General features: G+C 33.1%; 18 protein-coding genes. 9 read left to right on the top strand and 9 right to left on the bottom strand.

Features of this window, described 5'->3' with window-relative positions:
• Positions 1–8: 8 nt before the first annotated feature.
• The 7 genes from ccoG to FT986_RS14170 form a co-directional block, all read right to left on the bottom strand.
• Complete coding sequence (gene ccoG, locus FT986_RS14200; protein WP_147865618.1) at positions 9–1430, bottom strand: cytochrome c oxidase accessory protein CcoG; 1422 nt, start codon at positions 1428–1430, stop codon at positions 9–11.
• Positions 1431–1446: 16 nt separating this feature from the next.
• The gene (locus FT986_RS14195) at positions 1447–1749 is read right to left on the bottom strand and encodes a hypothetical protein (RefSeq protein WP_255505984.1); all 303 of its coding nucleotides are present in this window, start codon (positions 1747–1749) and stop codon (positions 1447–1449) included.
• Between the two features lie 36 nt (positions 1750–1785).
• Positions 1786–2757, bottom strand: a complete 972-nt coding sequence (locus FT986_RS14190) for a cbb3-type cytochrome c oxidase N-terminal domain-containing protein (RefSeq protein WP_147865617.1) — start codon at positions 2755–2757, stop codon at positions 1786–1788.
• A complete protein-coding gene (locus FT986_RS14185) occupies positions 2754–2948 on the bottom strand; it encodes a CcoQ/FixQ family Cbb3-type cytochrome c oxidase assembly chaperone (RefSeq protein ID WP_147865616.1) in 195 nt (64 codons plus the stop codon). Before FT986_RS14185 ends, FT986_RS14190 begins: the two co-directional genes overlap by 4 nt.
• Before the next feature lie 2 nt (positions 2949–2950).
• Entirely contained in the window at positions 2951–5155 is a 2205-nt protein-coding gene (gene ccoN, locus FT986_RS14180) for a cytochrome-c oxidase, cbb3-type subunit I (RefSeq protein ID WP_147865615.1), read from the bottom strand.
• Between the two features lie 3 nt (positions 5156–5158).
• Positions 5159–5365 carry a cbb3-type cytochrome oxidase assembly protein CcoS gene (gene ccoS, locus FT986_RS14175; protein ID WP_111541089.1) on the bottom strand — a complete coding sequence of 69 codons (207 nt, stop codon included), beginning with the start codon at positions 5363–5365 and terminating at the stop codon, positions 5159–5161.
• A 123-nt stretch (positions 5366–5488) separates the two neighbouring features.
• Entirely contained in the window at positions 5489–7915 is a 2427-nt protein-coding gene (locus FT986_RS14170) for a heavy metal translocating P-type ATPase metal-binding domain-containing protein (RefSeq protein WP_147865614.1), read from the bottom strand.
• A gap of 263 nt (positions 7916–8178) precedes the next feature.
• Between FT986_RS14170 and FT986_RS14165 the strand changes: the two genes are divergently transcribed.
• The 7 genes from FT986_RS14165 to FT986_RS14135 all read left to right on the top strand — a co-directional run bounded on the left by FT986_RS14165 (position 8179) and on the right by FT986_RS14135 (position 19658).
• Positions 8179–9012, top strand: coding sequence for an AraC family transcriptional regulator (locus FT986_RS14165; RefSeq protein WP_147865613.1), 834 nt, complete (start codon positions 8179–8181; stop codon positions 9010–9012).
• Positions 9013–9223: 211 nt separating this feature from the next.
• Entirely contained in the window at positions 9224–10726 is a 1503-nt protein-coding gene (locus FT986_RS14160; RefSeq protein WP_147865612.1) for an aldehyde dehydrogenase family protein, read from the top strand.
• A 276-nt stretch (positions 10727–11002) separates the two neighbouring features.
• A complete protein-coding gene (locus FT986_RS14155) occupies positions 11003–11704 on the top strand; it encodes a Crp/Fnr family transcriptional regulator (RefSeq protein ID WP_147865611.1) in 702 nt (233 codons plus the stop codon).
• 556 nt (positions 11705–12260) lie between these two features.
• Entirely contained in the window at positions 12261–13076 is an 816-nt protein-coding gene (locus FT986_RS14150) for a M23 family metallopeptidase (RefSeq protein WP_147865610.1), read from the top strand.
• A 444-nt stretch (positions 13077–13520) separates the two neighbouring features.
• The gene (locus FT986_RS14145) at positions 13521–17894 is read left to right on the top strand and encodes a GEVED domain-containing protein (protein ID WP_147865609.1); all 4374 of its coding nucleotides are present in this window, start codon (positions 13521–13523) and stop codon (positions 17892–17894) included.
• Between the two features lie 11 nt (positions 17895–17905).
• Positions 17906–18100, top strand: coding sequence for a hypothetical protein (locus tag FT986_RS14140; protein ID WP_147865608.1), 195 nt, complete (start codon positions 17906–17908; stop codon positions 18098–18100).
• A gap of 100 nt (positions 18101–18200) precedes the next feature.
• On the top strand, positions 18201–19658 hold the full coding sequence (locus FT986_RS14135; RefSeq protein WP_147865607.1) for a sodium:solute symporter: 1458 nt from the start codon (positions 18201–18203) through the stop codon (positions 19656–19658).
• On the opposite strand, the gene FT986_RS14130 is transcribed toward FT986_RS14135, so the two are convergent.
• Positions 19635–20000 carry a CoA-binding protein gene (locus FT986_RS14130; protein WP_147865606.1) on the bottom strand — a complete coding sequence of 122 codons (366 nt, stop codon included), beginning with the start codon at positions 19998–20000 and terminating at the stop codon, positions 19635–19637. The genes FT986_RS14135 and FT986_RS14130 overlap by 24 nt on opposite strands.
• Positions 20001–20091: 91 nt before the next feature.
• Here FT986_RS14130 and FT986_RS14125 point away from each other — a divergent pair, with 91 nt between their 5' ends.
• On the top strand, positions 20092–20529 hold the full coding sequence (locus FT986_RS14125; protein WP_147865605.1) for a hypothetical protein: 438 nt from the start codon (positions 20092–20094) through the stop codon (positions 20527–20529).
• A gap of 392 nt (positions 20530–20921) precedes the next feature.
• Here FT986_RS14125 and FT986_RS14120 read toward each other — a convergent pair whose 3' ends face one another.
• The gene (locus tag FT986_RS14120) at positions 20922–21932 is read right to left on the bottom strand and encodes a 3-oxoacyl-ACP synthase III family protein (RefSeq protein ID WP_147865604.1); all 1011 of its coding nucleotides are present in this window, start codon (positions 21930–21932) and stop codon (positions 20922–20924) included.
• Between the two features lie 222 nt (positions 21933–22154).
• Between FT986_RS14120 and FT986_RS14115 the strand changes: the two genes are divergently transcribed.
• Entirely contained in the window at positions 22155–23402 is a 1248-nt protein-coding gene (locus FT986_RS14115) for a sodium:proton antiporter (RefSeq protein ID WP_147865603.1), read from the top strand.
• Positions 23403–23405: the final 3 nt, after the last annotated feature.

Genomic DNA, 23405 nt, shown 5'->3' with positions numbered 1-23405 from the left:
AATAAGTATCATTTATAACTTCTTGGACCTAAAAATGCGGTTCTGGTAGTTTCTATTTGTTCTTCTTTACTGAATACACCTATAACTACTTTATCTTTATCTCCACTCAACGCACTTGCATTAACCTCTATAAATAGCGTACCTTCTGCGAACTCCCCAGCTGGAATAGAAAAAGTATCGTGACTTACCACTGTTATTTTTCCTTTATGAGATAATAGTTTAAAACTGACATCTTCAATATCATTATTGGTCTTGTTTACCAATTTGTAAGTGTAAACATTGCTTATAATATTATCTGCCTTGCGTTCGTATAACTGGCCTGGTAGTCGTAAAATATCTGCTTCAACATCATTTCGTAAAAACAACATTCCTACTAAAACAGTGATTAAGATTCCAAGAACGATAGTGTATCCTTTTAGACGTGGAGAAAACTCAAATTTAGTTTTCTCTTCGATATTTTCTTCGCTAGCATATCGTATTAAACCTTTGGGTAAATCTACCGCCTCCATCATACTGTTACAAGCATCAATACAAGCTGTACAGTTTACACACTCTAACTGTGTACCGTTACGTATATCTATACCTGTAGGGCATACTTGTACACATTGAGAACAATCAATACAATCGCCTTTTCCTGTTGCAGCTCGATTTTCTTTCTTTTTAAATTTTGCTCGGCCTTTTTCTTTTTCTCCGCGTTTATGGTCATAAGCTACCACAATAGATTTTTTATCGAGTAAAACCCCCTGCAACCTACCATAAGGACAAACAATTATACATACCTGCTCACGAAACCATGCAAACACAAAATAGAATACACCCGTAAAAATAATAAGGGAGATTAAAGTGCTCCCATGCTGGGAAGGTCCATCAGTAATATAACGCACTAACCGATCGCTTCCGATAAGGTAGGCTAAAAAGATATTGGCAATTAAAAATGAAATTATTAGAAATACAGACCATTTTAAAGTACGCTTTAAAATTTTTTCTTTGTTCCACGGCATTTTAGCCAATCGCATTTGTTTGCCTCGATCTCCATCTATCCAATACTCTATGCGACGAAAGACCATTTCCATAAAAATAGTTTGGGGACATATCCAACCGCAAAATAGCCGACCGAATGCTACTGTAAAAAGAATAACAAACAGTACTCCTACCAACATGACCATAACGAAAATATAGAAGTCTTGCGGCCAAAAAGGAAATCCAAAAACGTTAAAACGTCGTTCTAATACATTAAAAAGTAAAAATTGATTTCCGTTTATTTTTATAAAAGGAGCAGTAAATAAAAAGAGTAAAAGAATATAGCTCACATATTTTCTATATTCATACCACTTACCTACAGGTTTTTTAGGAAAGACCCAAGCTCGTTTTCCCTCTTCATTGAGAGTCCCAATGGTATCTCTAAAATTATCTTTTCCCTGCTCTGCCATTAATTTTTGTAATTCTTTATTTTTTAGTATTTAAAAACAATAAGAATATTGCGTCATCCCAGGCCACTACACTATGCTTAAGGTTGATTGGAATATCATAACTTTCATAGCAAGCATATCGACGACTTTCTGAATTTGTATTAAAGTCTATCTCACCCTTTATGACCAATAATTTTGCTTTACACGGAGCCACATGTTCTGTTAATTCTACACCACGCTTTAATCCTATGGCTAAAACTTTTGTGCCATTTTCGTCAAGTATTTTTTTGATCACAGGTTGATCGCTCAACTTTAAGCTTTTAGCTAACTCGGTCATCATCTTTCAACAGTTTTGGGTTCAGGATTAATTTTAAAATTATTGAATAACATCTTCCGTTACAGGCTGATCTTCTATCATCACTTCTACGTTGGTGCTGTCTATCATTTTAACTTGAATTTCTTCTACAGGTGCATTTTCATCTACCCATATTTCGCCTTCAGCTTCTTTAGCGTCTGGAGGATTTGAACCATGTAAACTAATTACATAACTAGCTACTTGTGCCATTTCTGAAGGTTTTAAGTCTGATTTCCAAGAAACCATCCCTTTTCCTGCACGTCCTCCTTCTGAAATTGTTTTAAAAACATTTTTAACTCCTCCTCCTAAGATCCAATGATCATCGGTAAGATTTGGACCTATACCACCTGCTCCACCAACTTTGTGACAAGCAACACAATTACCTGTAAAAATGGTTTCACCTGCTTTAATATCACCAGCATCGGTTAATAGTTCAACCGTATTAAAGTCGACTAAATCTTTAGCATTTTTTTTGTATTCTTCAATCTCTAATTTAGCTTCTGCTACAGCTATTTGATATTCTTCATCTTGGTTTATGCCATCAAAAATATGATAGCGCGCCATATATACCACCGCAAAAATGATAGAGGCGTAAAAACCATATACCCACCATGGTGGTAATTTATTATCCAACTCACGAATACCATCATAATTATGGTCAAGAATAATTTCTCCTTCCTGCTCTATGGGTTGGCTTCCTAATAAATTTTTATAAGTCTCTTTTAACCATCTAAATTGATTCTTTTTCTCTAACACACGTTTCTCATCGTATTCCACTAGAGCTTCTGGTTTCAAGCTTCGGCGTAGAACACTTTCTAAGGCTCCTACACAAATTTCAGCTGCTGCATAGGCTATGATTAAAAAACCTAAAAGAGCCCACCACCACGCTTGTTCTTCAAAAACCGATGTTTCTCCTGTAGTACCAATCCAATTCAGGAAAAAATAACCAAAAATTGAAAATCCTATTATTCTTAAAATTGCTGTTGTCTTCATAGGGTTAATTCCTTTTGATTTTTATCTAATTCTAATGGAATGTTGCTTACTTCTGTGATATGTTCTTTTTTTGCGGTAAAAACCCACCAAAAAAGCACTACAAAGAAGATGAAAAAAATGAGCAGAGATATGATAGGGTAGATTGCTACCCCATCTATGTTTTCTAAGTTACCTTTTATAAATTTTAGCATAACTATTGATTTTTGTTAGCAGTTATTTCTTCTTGAGTTTTAATTTTTATATCTGTACCTAACCTCTGTAAGTATGCAATAAGTGCTACCACTTCCCGATTACGCATTTCAATAAATGTTTCTCCGTTTTCTTGAGCATATTTTTTATCGGCTTCATAGGTTTTAACAAAATCTGGATCTGCATATAGGTTTTTTTCTATTTGTGTTCCCTGCTCATCCATCCATTGTTGAGCGCGCTCTATTTCTTCTGGTGTATAAGGCACTCCAAGAGAAACCATCGCTTCCATCTTATCTTCAGTTTGAGATTTATCTAACTTACTTTTTATAAGCCATTTGTATGAAGGCATAATAGAACCAGAACTTGTACTTTGCGGATCATAAAAGTGATTTAAGTGCCAGTTATCGCTATACTTTTGCCCTACTCGCATTAAATCTGGACCCGTTCTTTTACTACCCCATAAAAATGGGTGGTCATACACATATTCTCCCGATTTTGAATACTCCCCATAACGCTCTACTTCGCTTCGGAAAGGTCTTATCATTTGAGAATGACAAGAAACACAACCTTCACGTATATAAATATCTCTACCTTCTAACTCTAAAGGCGTATAAGGTTTTACCGTAGAAATAACAGGTACATATTCATCTACCATTAAGGAAGGAATAATCTGAACCATACCTCCTATTAATATTGCGATTGTAGCAAAAATGGTTAATTTTACAGGTCTTCTTTCTAACCAAGTATGGTAACCTTCTTTTGAGGTACGTTTTTTAGTTACTTTTTGTAATGGTGCAGCTTCAGCTAGTTCATCTTCTACTTCATTCCCTTGACGAACAGTCATTACAATGTTGTACAACATAATAAATGAACCTACGATAAATAAAGTACCTCCTATAGCACGCATCCAATACATAGGAATGATCTCATTTAAAGTTTCTAAAAAGTTTCCATAAGTTAAAGTTCCATCAGGGTTAAACTGCTTCCACATAGAAGCTTGTACAAATCCAGCTACGTACATAGGAAGTGCATACATAATGATTCCTAAAGTTCCTACCCAAAAATGTGCATTGGCTAGTTTAGTTGACCATAATTTGGTTTTGAAAAGTTTAGGTACCAAATAGTAAATCATCCCGAAGGTTAAGAAACCATTCCAACCTAATGCTCCTACGTGAACGTGTGCAATAACCCAGTCACTAAAGTGAGCAATTGCATTTACATTTTTTAGAGATAACATAGGCCCTTCAAACGTAGCCATCCCGTAACAGGTAATTGCCACAACCATAAATTTAAGTACAGGATCTGTACGCACTTTATCCCAAGCACCACGCAAGGTTAAAAGTCCGTTAATCATACCTCCCCAAGAAGGTGCTAAAAGCATAATAGAAAATGCTACTCCTAGATTTTGCGCCCAATCGGGTAATGAAGAATACAGTAAATGATGTGGTCCTGCCCATATATAGATAAAAATTAAGGACCAAAAATGAACAATAGACAACTTATAAGAATAAACAGGTCTATTGGCAGCTTTCGGAACAAAATAATACATCAATCCAAGGAAAGGAGTGGTTAGAAAAAATGCAACTGCATTATGTCCATACCACCATTGTACCAAAGCATCTTGTACCCCAGCATATACAGAATAACTCTTTAATGCCGAAATAGGAAGTTCTATACTATTTACAATATGTAAAACTGCAACGGTTACAAAAGTTCCTAGGTAAAACCAAATGGCTACATATAAATGACGCTGCCTTCTTTTTAGGATAGTTCCTATTAAGTTAGCTCCAAAAGCAACCCAAATTAATGCTATTGCAATATCAAATGGCCATTCTAGTTCGGCATATTCTTTAGAAGTGGTGTAACCTAATGGTAATGTGATCGCAGCTCCTACAATAATGGCTTGCCAACCCCAAAAATTTAAATTACTTAACCAATCTTTCCACATTCTTGCTTTAAGCAATCGCTGGGAAGAATAATAGACCCCTGCAAAAATTGCGTTCCCTACAAAAGCGAAGATTACCGCATTGGTGTGTAAGGGTCGTAAACGCCCAAAACTTAACCAAGAAATACCATCGGTTACATTGGGAAATAAAAACATAAAAGCGAGCAGAAGTCCAACTGACATTCCGATAATACCCCAGAAGATAGTGGCATTCACAAACTTTTTTACGATCTTATTATCGTAGTAAAATTGTTCTGTTTGCATAATTTATTGGTTACTGGTTTTAATTAAATCTTTATTATTAGTTTCCTTTTTATTGTTTTTTGGATGAACAAGTTCATCTTCAAATAGCATTCTCACGGAGGGCGTATAAGTATCATCGTATTGCCCCTTCTTTACGGAATAAATAAATGCGATAAAGAATATGATAGCTACGATAACGCTTACGGTAATTAATACATAGATGATACTCATGCTTACTTTATTGATAGTGTAAAATTACCGTGATGATGTTTCCTAAAAGATGACTTTTGTCAGTTAAAGAAAATTTATTTGAATTCATTTTTTAATTAAAAACGACTTAACTTCTTTTCATTATCAAGAGTTTTTGAAGGTTGTTTTCCGTTCTAGTAAATACGTACTTATAGTGGTAAACACTACAATACTTATCGAGCTAAGGGGCATTAAAATAGCTGCTACTACAGGAGCTAGATTACCTGTAATGGCAAAACCTAATCCTATTAGATTATAAAAAAGAGAGAAAACAAATGCGTATTTAATAATCCGTATAGATTTCCGCGAAAGCGACATAAACTGAGTTAATCCTTGTAATTTTTTAGCATCGATTATCCCATCACATGCCGGGGAGAAAACATTTATATCTTCGGAAACTGCTATACCAACATCGCTTTGAGCCAGTGCTCCAGCATCATTTAATCCATCACCAACCATCATTACTTTTTTACCTTGCTCTTGTAATTTTTTAATGTAACGGAGTTTATCGTTTGGTTTCTGGTTAAATTTTAATTGTGAGAATGGTGGTAATTGACTTTTAAGAAATTCTCTCTCGCCATCATTATCGCCTGAAAGCACCACAAGATTTGCGGTTTCACTCAATTTTGCAAAGAGTTTTTTCATTCCTTCCCGATAATTGTTATGCAGTACGTAACAACCTTTGTAGTCTTTATTTATACTTATATGAACTTGGGTCGTTTCGGTTTCAGAAGTTAGATTTTTGTTTCCTACAAACGCATAACTCCCAACTTTAACGCTTGTGTTTCCGTAAAGTCCCGAAATTCCTTTTCCAGTCTTTTCTTCAAAATCATCTAAAATATAGATCTCATTTCCTTGAAGAAATTCATACAAAGCTCGACTTAATGGATGGTTAGATGCTCGTAAAGTGCTGGTTAGGACTTTTTGTTCAATCTCTGTGAGCGATATACCTTGATAACTGATTAAGTTTTTGCTATGCGTAGTAAGAGTTCCTGTTTTATCAAAAACTACTGTATCAACTTTTGCCATCTGTTCGATAACCAAACTTTCTTTGAGGTACAAATTGTGTTTTCCAAAAATACGTAGCATATTACCCAATGTAAAAGGTGCTGCAAGTGCGATTGCACAAGGACAAGCAACTATAAGAACCGCTGTAAAGACATTAAAAGCAATACTCAAATCCTTAAAAAGCCAAAAAATAGTAGATAGTACCGCAATACTTAAAATGACGAGTGTAAATCTTCGGCTTATTTGATCGGTAATATTTTCAAAAGTGAGGGCTTTGTTCTTACTAAACACCTCATTATTCCATAACTGTGTTAAGTATGATTGCTCTACTTTTTTGGTCACTTCAATTTCAATAATTCCTGCTTGTTGCTTTCCGCCGGCATATATTTTATCTCCAGAATATTTAACTACAGGTGCTGCCTCTCCCGTGACGAAACTATAATCTATAAGTGCAGCTCCCTTTATGAGAATTCCATCAGTTGGGATAAGTTCGTTATTACGTATTAAAATGCGATTGCCCGGCTCAAGTTCATATACAGGTGTTTGAATTTCAGTTTTACTGAAATTAGTTTTATCTGATTTTTTTTGATCGTGTTGATAGTTTTCAACTAATTGAGTGACAGCTATCGGAAAATAAGATTTATAATCTCTCTCAAAAGAAAGAAACGCATAGGTTTTTTGTTGAAAAAATTTACCTAACAATAAGAAGAAAACTAATCCCGCAAGACTATCAAAAAAGCCAGTCCCCCAATCCATTACAATTTCTAGGGTAGACCGTAAGAACAGTACCGAAATACCTATAGCAATGGGAACGTCTATATTTAAAATCTTAGAACGTAACCCCTTATATGCTGAAATAAAATAATCTCTACCTGAATAAAAAACCACAGGCACAGAAAATGCAAACATTAACCACCGAAAAAGTATTTTAAATTGATCTAGCCAAAATTCACTCACTTCAAAATATTCCGGAAAAGATAAAAACATGATATTTCCGAAGGCAAAACCAGCCACGCCCAACTTATAGATAAGGCTACGGTCTATTTTCTTTTCTTTTTTATTAAAATCCTCAAGTGAAATGCTTGGCTCATAACCAATTTTACAAAGTAATAAGACGAGTTCTTTTAGTGTTATTTCTGAATTATTATAGGTAATTCTAACCAATTTCTGCGGAAAATTAACTTGAGCATTTTTTATCGCTGGGTGAATTTTATTTAAATTTTCTAACACCCAAATACACGAACTACAATGAATATGAGGAACCACAAAGGAGACAATTTGAGTATCTTGCTCGTTAAACTCTAATAATTGATCTAAAATGTTTTGGTTATCAAGAAAATCGAACCTCCCCTCTATTTCTAGGGGTGTTTTACCAGGATTTGCTTGCAAATCGTAGTAATACGTTAAGTCATTTTCATGCAGAATTTCAAATACAGTTTTACAACCATTACAGCAGAAAAATTTATTCTGATGCTCAATTATCTTATCGGCACAAGGGTCTCCACAGTGATAACAGTTTTCCATAACTTCCTCTAAACTTATAGCAAAGGTCTAGAGAATGAAGTCTTAAAAAGATGACTTTTGTCAGTTTCACTTTTTAGATTTGGTTTTTGAATAATACCATTACTAAAATAAGCTCACTACGGAAAATTCTACATCAATATTTGAATATATATAATCGAAAAAGCATTGGAATCTTTTAGTCTCTTTCATTGACTACTGAAAAATACGCGTTAACTTGCCGACTTGGTTTTATAGATTATTCCATACACTAAAAAAGAACTTGAATGGCTATAGAGAATATTCCTGAAATTTACTTTGATACACCATCAAAAAGCAAAGACATTTTTGTGTACGACTTTAAAATGACTAGTGATGTTGTTAAAAGCAAGGTAAATTTAAGTATGAATATGTTCAGCTTTCTCCAAGTAGGAAAAAAGCAAGTTCATTTTGCAAACACCTCTAAAGCAGTTAATAGCGAACAGTCATTACTATTAAAAAAAGGGAACTGGCTTTGGACAGAGTTGTTAGATACCGAAGCGATTTACTATTGTAAACTCTTCTTTTTTTCTGAAAAAAAACTTACCGATTTTTTAAGCAAATACACTAAAGACGTTAAGCCATATCAAGAAAAAGTGCCTTATTTTGTGATTGAAAACGACGATTATATTGCATCTTTTATAAGCTCATTATCGTCTAAAACCTTTGAAAACAGTGCCTATTGTGATGCTATGCTATCGCTTAAATTTGAAGAAATATTACTGTATTTACTAGATAAATATGGTAATGAATTTGAGCATTACTTACACGCATTAATATCTAAAGAAGTTTCTCCTTTTAAAAACATTGTAGAAGATCACATACATTCTAATTTAAAATTAGAAGAAATTGCCTTTTTATGTAATATGAGTTTGTCTACTTTTAAAAGGCATTTTACTGCCGAGTATAAAGAAGCTCCAGGAAAATGGTTAAAAGATAAACGACTGCAAAAGGCAAAAGAACTTTTACAAGGAGGCGATTTAAAACCATCTGATATTTATTTAGATATAGGATATAATAACCTATCTAATTTTAGCATAGCCTTCAAAAACAAGTTTGGAATTAGTCCAACGGAAATATAAAAAACACAAAACATTTACAATAAATTGATTTTCATACACTTACACTTACATCAATATTTACTTAACATTAAAAAACACAACTTGAACTGTTTTCATAAGTTTTTGAACCATTTCAATAAATAAGAAACTCCTCTTCCATTATACATTTGTACCATCATTACAAACGCTTGGTTTTTCAAGCAGAATTTAAAAAAAATTAAAACACAGTAATATGGCAAATGTAACAAAACCCGATTTTAAAGAAAGATACGGGAATTTTATTGGAGGAAAATTTGTTGACCCAATTAAAGGTCAATATTTTGAAAACAGATCTCCCGTAGATGGAAAAGTATTTACCCAAGCAGCAAGATCTACACAAGAAGATATCGATCTTGCATTAGATGCAGCACACGAGGCTTTCCCAGCGTGGAGCAACTCATCTGCAACAGAACGTAGCAATGCGTTATTAAAAATTGCTCAGGTTATGGAAGATAACTTAGAGTATTTAGCAACCTTAGAAACTATTGATAATGGTAAGCCAATTCGTGAAGCACGTGCGGCAGATATTCCTTACTGTATCGATCACTTCCGTTATTTTGCAGGAGTTATTCGTGCAGATGAAGGTAGTATTTCTGAACACGATAAAGATACTGTTAGTATAGTATTACACGAACCAGTTGGTGTTGTTGGTGAAATTATTCCTTGGAATTTTCCAATGTTAATGTTAGCCTGGAAAATTGCACCAGCTTTAGCAGCAGGTTGTACAGCAGTGGTAAAACCCGCTGAACAAACACCTACGAGTGTTATGGCCTTAATGGAACTAATTGGTGATATTTTACCTGCAGGTGTACTAAACATTGTAACTGGTTTTGGTAAAGAAGCTGGTGCAGCCTTAGCAACATCTAAACGTATTGCTAAATTATCATTTACAGGTTCTACAGAAACAGGACGTACGGTATTGCATAATGCAGCAGAAAATATTATTCCTGTAACTATGGAATTAGGTGGAAAATCTCCTAATATTTTCTTCCCATCTGTAGCAGATCAAGATGATGAATTTTTTAGCAAGGCTGTAGAAGGTGCATTAATGTTTGCCTTAAATCAAGGTGAAATTTGTACATCTCCTTCTCGTATTTTAGTACACGAAGATATTGCAGATCGTTTTGTAGAAAAAATGCAAGAACGCTTAAAATTAGTGAAACCAGGAAACCCATTGGATCCAGAAACTATGATTGGTTCTCAGGTATCTAAAGCACAATACGAAAAAATATTAAACTATATTAAAATTGGTATTGAAGAAGGTGCAGCGGTGTTAGCTGGAGGTGATGCTGGTAATTATGAAGGTGAATTAGCCGACGGTTACTACGTTCAACCCACTATTTTAAAAGGAAACAATAAAATGCGTGTATTCCAAGAAGAAATTTTTGGACCTGTTGTAGCTTTAACAACGTTTAAAACAACGGAAGAAGCTATTGCTATTGCAAACGACACACCTTACGGTCTAGGCGCAGGGGTTTGGTCACGTGACGCTCACGAATTATACCAAGTACCACGAGCAATACAAGCTGGTAGAGTCTGGGTAAACCAATACAATACCTATCCTGCTCATGCACCTTTTGGTGGAGTTAAAGAATCTGGTTTTGGTCGTGAAAACCATAAAATGGCTTTAGATCATTATCGTGTTGTAAAAAACATGTTAATCTCTTACGATAAAAAACCAATGGGCTTCTTTTAATTAATATACACCTATAGATTTTTATATAAAACCCCAGATTTTTCTGGGGTTTTATTGTTTTTCATAGAAAGTAAAAAACCCAACTTTACAAAAAAAGGAAGCTCTAAATACAGTAAATCTCATCTCATAAGACTCAATTTCTCTAATTTTGATAGATAAATTGCTAAAAACTATTTGTTTTTCAGGCTAATTAATCACTGAATCAAAAATGATTATCAATAAATAAAGGTTTCAATTTTTCAATATGAGGCTTAATTAAACTATTTTTGCAATTCTATGAGTGATCACGAACATTCGCGTTGCGAGAATTGCATTATCAGACAAATGAATAGCTTTAAAGCCTTAAAAAAAGAGGAATTAAAGCAAATGGCCGATAACAAAAAAACCAAAACCATTAAAAAAGGTGAGATCATTTTCAAAGAAGGAGAACGCTTAGGTGGCGTGTTTTGCGTAAGAAATGGTATCTCCAAACTTTCTAAAATGAGTGATAATGGACGTGATCAAATCGTGAAAATTGCTACGAAAGGAGAGGTATTAGGTCATCGTTCAGTTATTTCTTCAGAAGCCACTAATCTAAGCGCCGTAGCCCTTGAAGATATGGAAGTCTGTTTTATTCCTAAATCCCATATTGAAGAGCCATTACAAACCAATCCTGTTTTCACCAATGCCGTTTTAAAGCATATGGCACAAGAATTAAAGTTTGCAGATGACATTATTGTTAATATGGCACAGAAATCGGTAAGACAGCGTCTTGCTGAAGTTTTACTTTACTTAGAAGAAAATTTTGGAATAGATAAAGATGGGTATTTATACCTCCAACTTTCTAGAGCTGATATTGCTGATGTAGTTGGAACTGCAACCGAATTATTAATTCGAACGCTTACTAAATTGAAAAAAGAAGGGTTGGTTGTAACAGCAGGAAAACGAATCCAAATACTCGATAAAAAAGCTCTTCTCCAAATCGTTGAAGGTTTATAAAATTTAAACTTTTCGATTTTTTATTTATAAATAATTTTCACTCTTTTCAATCATAATTTTTAGTTTGATTTCTGAAAAATTGATTTTTTTTAATTACGATTTTTTATCTCTTCTCGAATCGGAACGCATCGTAATTTCACTCTAACTTGTTGTTTTTTTTAAAACCGTTTGGCATACTATACCGACTCCTATATTTTAAAAAAAACCTGTATTAAATAAATGTATTTCTCCCTAAAACAATCATGATTTTAATAACAAAAAAATATACTTAAATACCATTTTACAAGTTATATTATTTAACTGTCGACAGAATACAACTTTCAGAAAGAATCTTTAATTTATTTTTAAAATCAATAGTTCCGACTAAAATAATTGTATTTTAAATGTCAATTAGTTTATAAAAACACTAAGTTAAAAAAATAAACTTTTTATTTAGGTAATCTATATTAAATATTTGGTTATCAAAAACATGATAATCATAAAAACAAGCAAGTGTCATAGTGTCAGTGTTCATAAACTCATTTAAAATCTTATTTTATAAAATCAATTTTACATCATGCAGAATTCCTTTTTATTTCTAGTTTTCTTATTCATAACCCTAACTTCTTTTGCTCAAAAAGGTCTTAAGGTGTATGACGAAAAAACTGAAAACGGATATGTTATTTACGCAAACAATAACGAATATTGTCCAGTCTCTGTAGAGTTCAATTTTAGTTTGAAAAACTTAAAATCTTCAAAAGATAATCAAAGAATTTTTGTTATTCCAGCTCAAGCGAAGAAGTTTAAAGTTTTAGAATTAAACATCAAGGAAAAGAATGAGGCTTATGGTTTCAATTATAATATAGCTTATAATATTGGCAATCATTTTCTATCAGAAAACTCTAAATCTTTTGAATACGATTTACCTTTTCCGACAAGTAAATCGTATTCAATTTACCAAGGCTATAATGGTAAATTTTCTCATCAGAATAAGAATGCATTAGATTTTGATATGCCTATAGGATCTAAAATTTTAGCAGTAAGAAAAGGGATTATCATTAAAGTAGTAGATAAATATAATAGATCGTGTCTTACATCTAATTGTAACCGCTACAACAATTTTGTCACTGTTTATCACGAGGATGGTACTTTTGCTGAATACACCCATATTAAATATAAAGGTTCTGCAGTTAAGGTGGGGCAGAAAATTGAAAAAGGGGAGCTTATCGCTTATAGCGGAAATGTAGGTTGGTCTACAGGACCACATCTTCATTTAGAAATTTTCACACAAAACATCAAAGATCGGAAAACTCTTCCCGTAAAGTTTAGAATAGATGACGGAAAAAAATCAGTTTACCTAAAAGAAGGTTCTACTTATCTTAGAGATTACTAAATTAAATTCATCTTTTAAAAACCACATGGTAATATAATTCTGAGACAAATCAACCTACACACAAAATATCTAATTTTAAACACGTTATACTTAATAAAAAAGATAACCTCACTGCCTAGTGATTAGTAAATTGATATTCTCCTATAGAAGGTCATCCTTTTTAATTACATTTTTGATGAAATGCTGGGGAAAGGTCTCTTCTTATCTCATATAAATAACGATGTTCAAAACTATTTCTGCTCATCATCTTTTATCGTTAACAAAACATTACCCAAATTAAATATGCTTTAATTCTAATAAGTATTAAAATCGATTTAATGCTTAATTTACCGATTAAAAACGCTAATCTATTCTTACTCAAAGTTATGGTAACAAAAACCTAAAATTTAGAAAAACTTCTCTTCATAGGTAAAATCTAATTTAGCACTTCAAAAACTAATACTTATGAAAAACAAACTACTACCCTTTAATCAAAAAAAAATCATTTTTCTAACTTTTTATATTTTTTCAATATTTACGAGTTGGGGACAGATTAATGAAAACTTTAATTCAGGTCTTTCAAATTCTTATACCACTGGAACAGTAAATTTATCTAGCGGAAATTGGCAATTAGTTAATGTATTTCAAGAAAGTTCTGGAAACTCTAGAGGCAACTCAGGATTTGCAGCTAGAATTAATGATGATAAGTCAGGATCTTCACTTACCACTCCAGAAATAACAACAGGAATTGGTGAAATATCTTTTTGGTATCGCGAATTAAACAATGGTGGAGGGATTTTTCAAGTTCAACTATCTACCGATGGTACTACTTTTACAGATATTACTACACCTCAAAACTTTTCTGGACAAGTATACCAGCAATTCAGTTACACTTTGAACAATTCTTCAACTTCTTTATATATAAGAATATTGAGTGATGATCAACCAGGTCACTTGATTGTTGATGATGTTGCAATAACACAACCAGTAAATTGTAGTGGGGCACCTACTGCTCAAGCTTCTAATATATCATTTACCCCCAACTCCTCAACCAGCGTAGATATAAATTGGAATGCTGCCACGGGAGGTGACAGCTATATTTTAGTATTAAATGAAGGAACTAACGCATCATTCACACCTTTAGATGGACAAGATTACAGTTCTGATACTGGTAATAATGATTTTAGTTTAGCTGTAGATCAAGGGTCAGGCAATAAAGTAGTGTATAACGGTAATTCAACCTCTACTACAATAACAGGATTAACGGTGGGTAATGATTATTATGCTCAAGTATTTGCTTTCTGTTCTAATGCAAGCAATGATTATATAATAACTACAGGAAATGAAAATGACGGAAGCCAACAATATGCACCATCACTAACCTATTGTACAGTAAATGGTGATACAACTTTTAACACATCAATAACTTTAGTTGATTTTAGTGATTTAAACAATAGTTCGGGAGCAGATCCTAGTGGTTATCATGATTTTACTTCACAAACAGCTACTGTAATCAAAGGAACTAGCGAAGATTTGACAGTAAACCTAAATACTGCGGGAAACTATACAGTTTACTCCAAAGCTTGGATAGATTGGAATAATAATGGAGATTTTTTAGATGCAGGAGAGGAATATGACTTAGGAAACGCCAATGACGTTTCTAACGGCTCTACCAATTTAAGTCCGTTAGCTATAAATATTCCAACAAGTGCAATTACAGGAAATGTAAGAATGAGAATTGGTTGTAGGTTTGATAATTATCCTACAAATCCATGTTCTAATATAGATGATGGGGAGTTTGAAGATTATACCATTGCAGTTTCTGATAGTTCATTAGATATCACCACAGAAATTTACGAACCTTCCTCCCAAGTAACATCTAGTATTGTAACCGCCGCAAATACAACCACTAGCAGTACAGCTGAAGATATTTTTGGATTTATAATTGAAGATCAAGCGAGTGGTGATGGCTTAGCAACTAATGTAACTCAAATGAGTTTTGTCCCAGGACCTCATAATACCGCCGATTGGACAGACCTTTTACAAGGAATTACCCTAATCGATGAAAACTTAAACACTTATTCTCCAACGGTTACGATTAGTGATCATTTAATTACATTAGATTTTAGTACACCTATAAGTATCGCTGATGGTGCCTCTCTAGAATTTCTATTAGGTATTTATCTAAACACAACAAATATTGTAGATGGCAGTATTATTCAATTAGAGATCCCCTCTTCAGGGCACGGTTTTAAAGCTAACACAAACGGTTCTAATATTATAGATCCATTATCCTTAGGTTCCGTTACCGGAAATAGTTTTACTATTGATATTGATGCGACACAACTTCAATTTACGCAGCAACCTACTACAGCTATCGTAAATCAAAATATGAGTCCTGCTGTGAGCGTATCAGGTGTTGATACCAACGGAAATATTGATTACGATTATAACTTAGATATCACGATTAACTCTTCTGGAAGTTTAAGTGGATCTCCAGTTACTGAAGCTCCTATAAACGGTGTGGCTACTTTTTCTACACTTAACCATAATGCAATAGCATCAGGTGTAACTCTAACTGCTTCCGACGGATTATTTACAAGTATCACCAGCAACACTTTTGATATTACAGATGCTCCTTCTGTTCCTACTCCTGGAGTTATTTTCATCACAGAAGTATCCGATGCTTCTTCATCAAGTAATGAATATATCGAGATTTATAATAATTCATCTAATGCAATAGACTTGACTACCACCAAACTTGTAATGCTAACAGCAGGAGTAGTTTGGGACTTAAAAGATTATATACCCACTACAGTTCCAGCGAACGGATTTTTAATAATTTCTAGAGGAAATGATCTTTCCTCTTTTGTTGCGGAATTTGGTGCTTTAAATGCAAACACTAACTTTATGCAAGGGACTTCTGCCATGTATTTTGGTGCAGGAAGAAGATGGCAACTGTATGAAGGTGGAACAGAGAATACAGCAGATGGCACGCTAATCGATGATACAAAAACTGATGTCGCTGATAAGGACAGAGATTACCAAAACATTTTTACAGGAGAATTTATTAATGATTCTTATGCTAATGCTAACCCTGGAGAATTAGATTACTTAGTATTTTCAAATGGAGCATGGGTAAACAACAATGCAATAGATAACTTAAATGATCAAGATGTATTGTTTTACGATAATTTTACAACTTCTGCAGATGTTTCTACCCATAACTTATATATTTCCGCAGGAAGTACATTTACAATGCAACATTATTTAAAAATTGATGGTGATGAAGTAGAAATTGACGGAGATTTAGTTTTTGCAAGTAAATCACCTACACAAATTGGGACATTAGGTCCGTTAAGTGCATCTGCAGTTGTTAATGGTGAAGCTACTATAGAGCGTATTATTCCGCCAAAAAGAGCTTATCGTTTTATCAGTAGTTCTGTAAATACGACTACAAGCATTAAAGAAAATTGGCAAGAAGGAGTAAATAACAGAGATACATCAACGAATTTTAACCCTAATCCTGGATATGGAACGCATATTACAGGCTCACCTAGTGGAGCTAATGGTTTTGATGCTACAGTTTCTGGTGCTTCTTCCCTATTTACTTTTGATAATGTAAATTCAAATTGGAATCCAGTAAGCAATTCTAACTCTAACACGTTAAGTGCAGGGACTGCTTATCGATTAATGGTTCGTGGAAGCCGAGGTATTGATGTAACCGATAATAGTACATCGCCAGACACTACTCGTTTGAGAATGAAAGGAACCATAACAAGTCCGGCTATTAATTTTGTAGTACCTACTGCTCAACTCAACCCCACAAACGATAATTTTAACTTTATAGGAAATCCTTATCAAGCTACAATTGATATAAATAAGGTTTTAGCTAGTTCCACTAATATTAACACCAACCAATACTACATATGGGATCCTAATAAAAATAGTAGAGGCGCATATGTTACAGTGGATTTACCTTCAGGAACAAATTCTGATGGATCTGAAGCAAATCAATACGTACAACCTAACCAAGCATTTTTTCTAAGAACCACAGGGAATAATCCTGAAGTTGTTTTCTCTCAAGCAGATAAAGTGAATCAAAGTTTAACGGAGGTATTTAAACCTTCTTCTCAAAATGATTTACAATTAACGGTTCAGCTTTTTGCTCAGTCTAATAGCACACAAAGCTATTTGACGGATAGTTTTATGGTGTTTTATAATAATCAATTTACCAATAACGTCACAGGTGAAGATGCAGGTAAATTAGGTAATTTAGATGAAAACATTGCTATCATTAATAACAATCAATACTTAAGTATTGAGAAAAGAGCTCTACCAATAGTTGGTGAATCAATTCAATTTTTCAACAATAATTACAGATCGGGCCAATATCAGTTCAAAATCGTTGTGCCTAATTTTGAAGATGTAACCCCTTATCTAGTAGATAACTATTTACAACAAAAAGAAGAATTAAACAATGGCAGTAATATGGTTTCATTTGTAGTAGACCAAAGTATTTCTGCGAGTATAGATCCTAATCGTTTTTCTATAGTATTTAAAAAAAATAGTCTCAATGTAGAAACAAAAGAAAGCTTTTTCACTATATACCCTAACCCTTTTAACAATGAAATACTCATAAACTCTACACTTTTAAAGGGTAAAAAAGCATATTTAAAAATCACTTCTATTTTAGGAAAAGAAGTTTATAGTAAAGAAGTCGAGTTTAAAAATAACGAATTTAGGATAAATAACATTCAACATTTAAATAGTGGGATTTACATCCTTACTTTAAAAAATGAGAATAATGTAATCACAAAAAAAATTATTAAAGAATAAAACCTCCCAATATGAAAAATAGACTTTATATTATTCTATTCCTTATATTTTTAAGTTTTTGCTTTAGCACTTATGCTCAATCTCTACCGTCATTTTTAGATAGCATAGATGATGAAAGTGCTCCTGCAGCTCCAATTAGTGGCTTTATAGGTCTAGGCTTAATTTTAGGAGCTATCTATGGAATAAAAAAAATAGACAAATTTTAATATATTTATAAATGAATCTAAACCCACTTAATATTAAGTGGGTTTATTTATTTAAAACTATTATAAATCCTAAGTTTGCATATTCTTAATTATTGTATATATGCAACCCATTACTATCCTCATTCTTATAGCCGCTTATTTTGGCGTATTAATGCTTATCTCCTACTTCACTGGTAAAGATGATTCTAATGATGCTTTCTTTAAAGCCCAAGGAAAATCTCAATGGTATGTAGTAGCATTTGGCATGGTAGGTGCATCGCTTTCGGGTGTTACCTTTATCTCTGTCCCAGGCTGGGTAAAAGATTCACAGTTTAGCTATATGCAAGTAGTATTAGGATACCTAGTGGGATATTTGGTCATTACCTTTGTCCTACTACCATTATATTATCGACTTAATGTTACTTCTATTTATGAATATTTAAAGGAGCGTTTTGGAAATGTAAGTTATAAGACAGGAGCGTTTTTCTTCTTTATCTCTAGAGTTTTAGGAGCCGCTTTTAGACTATTTTTAGTAGCGACGGTTTTACAGTATTTTGTTTTTGAAAGCTGGGGAGTTCCTTTTATTCTTACCGTAGTCATTTCTATCGCTTTAATTTGGATTTATACCGCTCGAGGCGGGATTAAAACTATTGTGTGGACAGATACTCTACAAACTTTATTTATGTTAAGTTCTGTGGCTATAGCTATCTATTTCATTAGCAACGAATTAAATTGGACTTTTGCCGATTATTTTTCCGCGGAATCGTTACAACCCTATACCAAAACTTTTTTTACTAATGATTTTCTAGCCAAGAATTACTTTTGGAAATCTTTCTTTGGCGGAATGTTTATTACCATTTGTATGACTGGTTTAGACCAAGATATGATGCAAAAAAACCTAACGTGTAAGAGTTTAGGAGACGCTCAAAAAAATATGCTTTCTTACAGTCTTGTCTTTGTACCTGTTAATATTCTGTTCCTCTTTTTGGGAGCTTTACTCTTCATTTATGCTGAACAAAATGGTATTGCTATCCCAATGCTTGACGGAAAAGAAAAAACAGATTTACTTTTCCCTGAAATTGCCCTTAACGGAAATATGGGAATAGGATTGGGTATTATTTTTATTTTAGGCTTGATTGCAGCAGCTTATTCTAGCGCAGATAGTGCTCTAACTTCGCTTACCACCAGTTTTTGTGTAGATTTTTTAGATATTAAAAAGAAAAAGGCCATTGCTCAAAAAGGTTTAAGAAAGAAAGTACACTTAGGAGTTAGTGTTCTTTTAATTTTAGTAATTGTTGCTTTTAAATATCTTTTAGATAGCAGTGTAATCGATTTACTTCTAAAAGCCGCTTCTTACACTTACGGACCTTTATTAGGTTTGTTTACTTTCGGGATTTTCACTAAAATAAAGATTAAAGATAGGTGGGTCTGGTTAGTTTCTATTATTTCTGTAATTATAACTTATATTATTGGTAGTATTCCTCCAGAATATATTGGTGGTTACCACTTTAATTATGAATTACTTATTGTGAATGGCGCATTAACTTTTATTGGCTTAATATTGATTCGTAGAAAGTAAAACCAACGTACAAGCAATTTCAACATCTATATTTGCTTCTCTTAGTAGTTTATAAAATTCAGGGTTTTCTGTCCCTGGATTAAAGATTACACGCTCAGGTTGAAGTTTAACAATGTAATCATAATACGGTTCTTGTCGTTTAGGATTAAGGTACAAAGTAACTGTATGTACATCATTAAATAGTTTCTGCTCTGTCTCTATTTTAACACCATTTACTTCGCCATTTCTCAGACCTATTGCTACTGTATTTATATGATAGGATTTTAATCTATTTATAGCAATATTAGAGTATCTATTTCCTTTTAAAGAAGCTCCTATCACCAATGTTTTCTTATTTTCCATAAATTAATGTGTAACGGTTTTAATTTTAAATCGTCAGAAAGAAAAATATACTTTCATATAAATTTTATAACACTAAATCTACTTTAAAATCATGAATTTACAATCCCATTTAACGAACTCTAACATTTTAAAAAAATCAATATTCTATTTATTTGCTATACTATTATTAAACTCTTGCGTGAGTGATAAACATACTGCAAAAAACATTTCTTTTAAAACCAATGAAAAGGATTTTAAAGATCAGTTTAAGGACACTCAACAAACAAAATTATCTTGGTCTTTTAAAAGCGGTTATATAGATAGTGAACTTCAGACAAGTCAGAATATAAATTTAGACTTATATTATGCTGATGACATACTTATTGAAGAAGACTTTATAGAAAATAAATTACAATTAGCTAAAGAAATTTCAAATACAGAAATCTTGAATAAAACTGAATTTGATAGTTTTCATGTAAAAATTTACAAGGGAAGTTCTTTAGTAGCAGAAAGAAAAGAGAAAATAAACCTTCTTAAAGATAACTCTTAACACCTCAATTTCAATCTACTAAAAATTATTACACTTTCAACTTCGTTAATAAAAAGTTAAAAATATTTAGCTGTGCAACGCATCTCAACTTATGTCGTCATTAAGGTAGAGACATTTGTTTTATTTAGTTGAACGGTTAATCAGTACAGTAGTTATGGTTAGTGAAGTATTGATTAATCAAAATTGGTCCCGCTATGAGAATAGCGGGATTAATTTAAGTTTAAGTACTCGTTATCAAAATGTTAAAAGTAAATTTTGATGCAACTTTTTTAAACAACAATCGTCTTATAGATAGAAAGATGTTGGTAATTTATTTGAATTAGCCTTTAAAAAATTGAACTAACGGAAATCATTATAAAAACCCTTGGCTGATCCCCAAGGGTTTTCTTTTTTTACCAACTTATTACTGCACTACCCCACGTAAAGCCACTACCAAAAGCTGCTAATACCACGTGATCGCCCTCTTTAATTTTTCCTTTTTCCCAAGCTTCAGTTAAAGCAATAGGTATAGATGCTGCCGTAGTGTTACCGTATTTTTGAATATTGTTATAAACCTGTTCGTCTTTTAATTGAAATTTCTTCTGAATAAATTGAGCTATTCTTAAATTCGCTTGGTGCGGAATAAGCATATCTATATCTTTTACTTCCAATCCGTTTTCTTGTAAACCTTCATGAATTACCTCCGAAAAACGAGCAATCGCATTTTTAAATACGAATTGTCCGTTCATATATGGGTAATACGGAATGTCTTCTTGAGGGTTTTCTTCAATAATTTCTGGAACCCAATGCATAGTACTCGGCCCCTTTAAAGAAAGTTCTAAGGCATGCTTTCCCTCGGAGTGTAAGTGAGTAGAAAGAATCCCTTGTCCGTTATGGTTACTTCTGGTAAGTACTGCTGCTCCAGCTCCATCGCCAAAAATGACAGAGACAGATCTTCCGCGGGTGCTCATATCTAAACCTCCGCTATGATTTTCACTTCCGATAAGGAGGACATTTTTATACATTCCCGTTTTTATAAATTGATCGGCTACCGATAATCCATAAATAAAACCACTACATTGATTTCTTACATCTAAGGCTGGGCAAGTATGGATTCCTAACATTTCTTGCACTTGCACTCCACAACCAGGGAAATAATAATCTGGACTAAGTGTTGCAAAAACAATTAAATCGATATCATTTTTATCTATATTGGCTCTTTCCAAAGCGATTTTGGCTGCTTTCACACCCATAGTCGCCGTAGAGTTACCATCACCCTTTTTAATGTGTCTTCTTTCTTTTATACCAGTTCGCTCTTGTATCCATTCATCGTTAGTGTCCATCACTTTAGATAAATCATCATTGGTCACTACATTTTCTGGAACATAACTCCCCAGTCCCGCTATTTTAGATTGATATAACATATTTTTTTATTAAAGTTGAGCAAATAGTATTGAGAATTTTATCTGCGCAAGCAATATACATATTATTAGTATTGTATAGAAAAATTGACTTTACTAATTGTATGCACGCATAAGACCAATATTCTCAACCTTTAAAAGATTAATTTTTTATGTTATTAAGCGTCATCATTATAAAGATTTGATAATTAAATTTCTTTATATTCGTATATAAAATCACCAACATTGCATCAACAACTTATCTTATTAGCCGTACTGGGAACTTGCTTTTTATTAATGGCCTGGTTACCATCATTATCAAAAATTACGAAGATAAGTTACCCCATTTTTTTATTGGTTTTGGGAATGTGCACCTTTTGGTTGGGCATTCCGTTTGATTGGCCTGCACCATTTTGGAAAGATGACAAAATTATGTTGTTATCAGAGATTATTGTTAATGTATCTCTAATGAGTGCTGGTTTAAAAATCAATCTTCATTACGCAAAGAAAAACTGGAAGATTCCGTTAAGGCTTATTGCTATTACTATGCCTTTAACCATTTTATCATTTTTTCTATTAGGCATTAGTTATTTTTCATTATCTATACCATTAGCAGTATTATTTGCAGCAGTTTTAGCTCCTACAGATCCTGTTTTAGCGTCAGAAGTTCAACTTAAAGATACTTTTGTAGATAAAGATAAAGGAGAGAAAAATTTAACCGAATTTTCCTTAACAAGTGAAGCTGGACTAAATGATGGCTTGGCTTTTCCTATTACCTATTTAGCTGTACTTCTCATTGAAAATAATGGAATTGAAGGTTTTGATTGGCTTTCCTACTTAGGTGACAAAGTTTTTCTAAAAATAGGGATTGGTATAGCCTCGGGACTTTTGTTTGGTTATTTAGTAGCCAGAATACAGCATTACCTAAAGAAAGGTTTAAACGTTAAAACCCGTGACGGTTTATTGGCTTTTTCAATTGCAATTTGTTGTTATAGTGTGACCGAACTTATTCACGGTTATGGATTTTTAGCTGTATTTATTGCAAGCCTAACCGTTAGAAACTCGTATCATATTAATGATGATTACAAAAAGAAACTACATAGTTTTGTTGAAGAAACAGAGCGTTTACTTTTGGTGCTTTGGGTTGTCCTTTTTGGAGGTAGCATTTTAAATGGTGTTTTTGATGACATTTCGTGGATGACTATTGCAGTAGCTGTAGGCTGTATTTTAATTTTACGACCAGTCTGCGGTATGATAGGATTAGTTAACACCAAAATTAAAACTAAGGAACGATTAGTTCTCAGTTTTTTTGGCATTAGAGGGATTGGATCATTATTCTACCTGTCTTGGGCATTTATGTATCTTAAAGAAAAAGGAATTGAAGTCTTAGAAAAAGATAAGCTATATTCCATTGTAATTCTCATCGTCTTTTGTTCCATATTAATTCACGGACTTACCGCTCCATACCTCTTTAAAAATTTTAAAAAGAAGTAGTTT

It is taken from the genome of Mesonia sp. K4-1, from assembly GCF_008017825.1.
Taxonomy (GTDB): Bacteria; Bacteroidota; Bacteroidia; order Flavobacteriales; family Flavobacteriaceae; genus Mesonia.
Note: the sequence above shows the minus strand (reverse complement) of the source record. Positions and strands in the feature narration are given on the sequence as shown.

Excerpts from the sequence above, each read along its gene's own strand:
- ccoG (WP_147865618.1), bottom strand. The coding sequence starts at position 1,430 with ATGGCAGAGCAGGGAAAAGATAATTTTAGAGATACCATTGGGACTCTC.
- FT986_RS14195 (WP_255505984.1), bottom strand. The coding sequence starts at position 1,749 with ATGATGACCGAGTTAGCTAAAAGCTTAAAGTTGAGCGATCAACCTGTG.
- FT986_RS14190 (WP_147865617.1), bottom strand. The coding sequence starts at position 2,757 with ATGAAGACAACAGCAATTTTAAGAATAATAGGATTTTCAATTTTTGGT.
- FT986_RS14185 (WP_147865616.1), bottom strand. The coding sequence starts at position 2,948 with ATGCTAAAATTTATAAAAGGTAACTTAGAAAACATAGATGGGGTAGCA.
- ccoN (WP_147865615.1), bottom strand. The coding sequence starts at position 5,155 with ATGCAAACAGAACAATTTTACTACGATAATAAGATCGTAAAAAAGTTT.
- ccoS (WP_111541089.1), bottom strand. The coding sequence starts at position 5,365 with ATGAGTATCATCTATGTATTAATTACCGTAAGCGTTATCGTAGCTATC.
- FT986_RS14170 (WP_147865614.1), bottom strand. The coding sequence starts at position 7,915 with ATGGAAAACTGTTATCACTGTGGAGACCCTTGTGCCGATAAGATAATT.
- FT986_RS14165 (WP_147865613.1), top strand. The coding sequence starts at position 8,179 with ATGGCTATAGAGAATATTCCTGAAATTTACTTTGATACACCATCAAAA.
- FT986_RS14160 (WP_147865612.1), top strand. The coding sequence starts at position 9,224 with ATGGCAAATGTAACAAAACCCGATTTTAAAGAAAGATACGGGAATTTT.
- FT986_RS14155 (WP_147865611.1), top strand. The coding sequence starts at position 11,003 with ATGAGTGATCACGAACATTCGCGTTGCGAGAATTGCATTATCAGACAA.
- FT986_RS14150 (WP_147865610.1), top strand. The coding sequence starts at position 12,261 with ATGCAGAATTCCTTTTTATTTCTAGTTTTCTTATTCATAACCCTAACT.
- FT986_RS14145 (WP_147865609.1), top strand. The coding sequence starts at position 13,521 with ATGAAAAACAAACTACTACCCTTTAATCAAAAAAAAATCATTTTTCTA.
- FT986_RS14140 (WP_147865608.1), top strand. The coding sequence starts at position 17,906 with ATGAAAAATAGACTTTATATTATTCTATTCCTTATATTTTTAAGTTTT.
- FT986_RS14135 (WP_147865607.1), top strand. The coding sequence starts at position 18,201 with ATGCAACCCATTACTATCCTCATTCTTATAGCCGCTTATTTTGGCGTA.
- FT986_RS14130 (WP_147865606.1), bottom strand. The coding sequence starts at position 20,000 with ATGGAAAATAAGAAAACATTGGTGATAGGAGCTTCTTTAAAAGGAAAT.
- FT986_RS14125 (WP_147865605.1), top strand. The coding sequence starts at position 20,092 with ATGAATTTACAATCCCATTTAACGAACTCTAACATTTTAAAAAAATCA.
- FT986_RS14120 (WP_147865604.1), bottom strand. The coding sequence starts at position 21,932 with ATGTTATATCAATCTAAAATAGCGGGACTGGGGAGTTATGTTCCAGAA.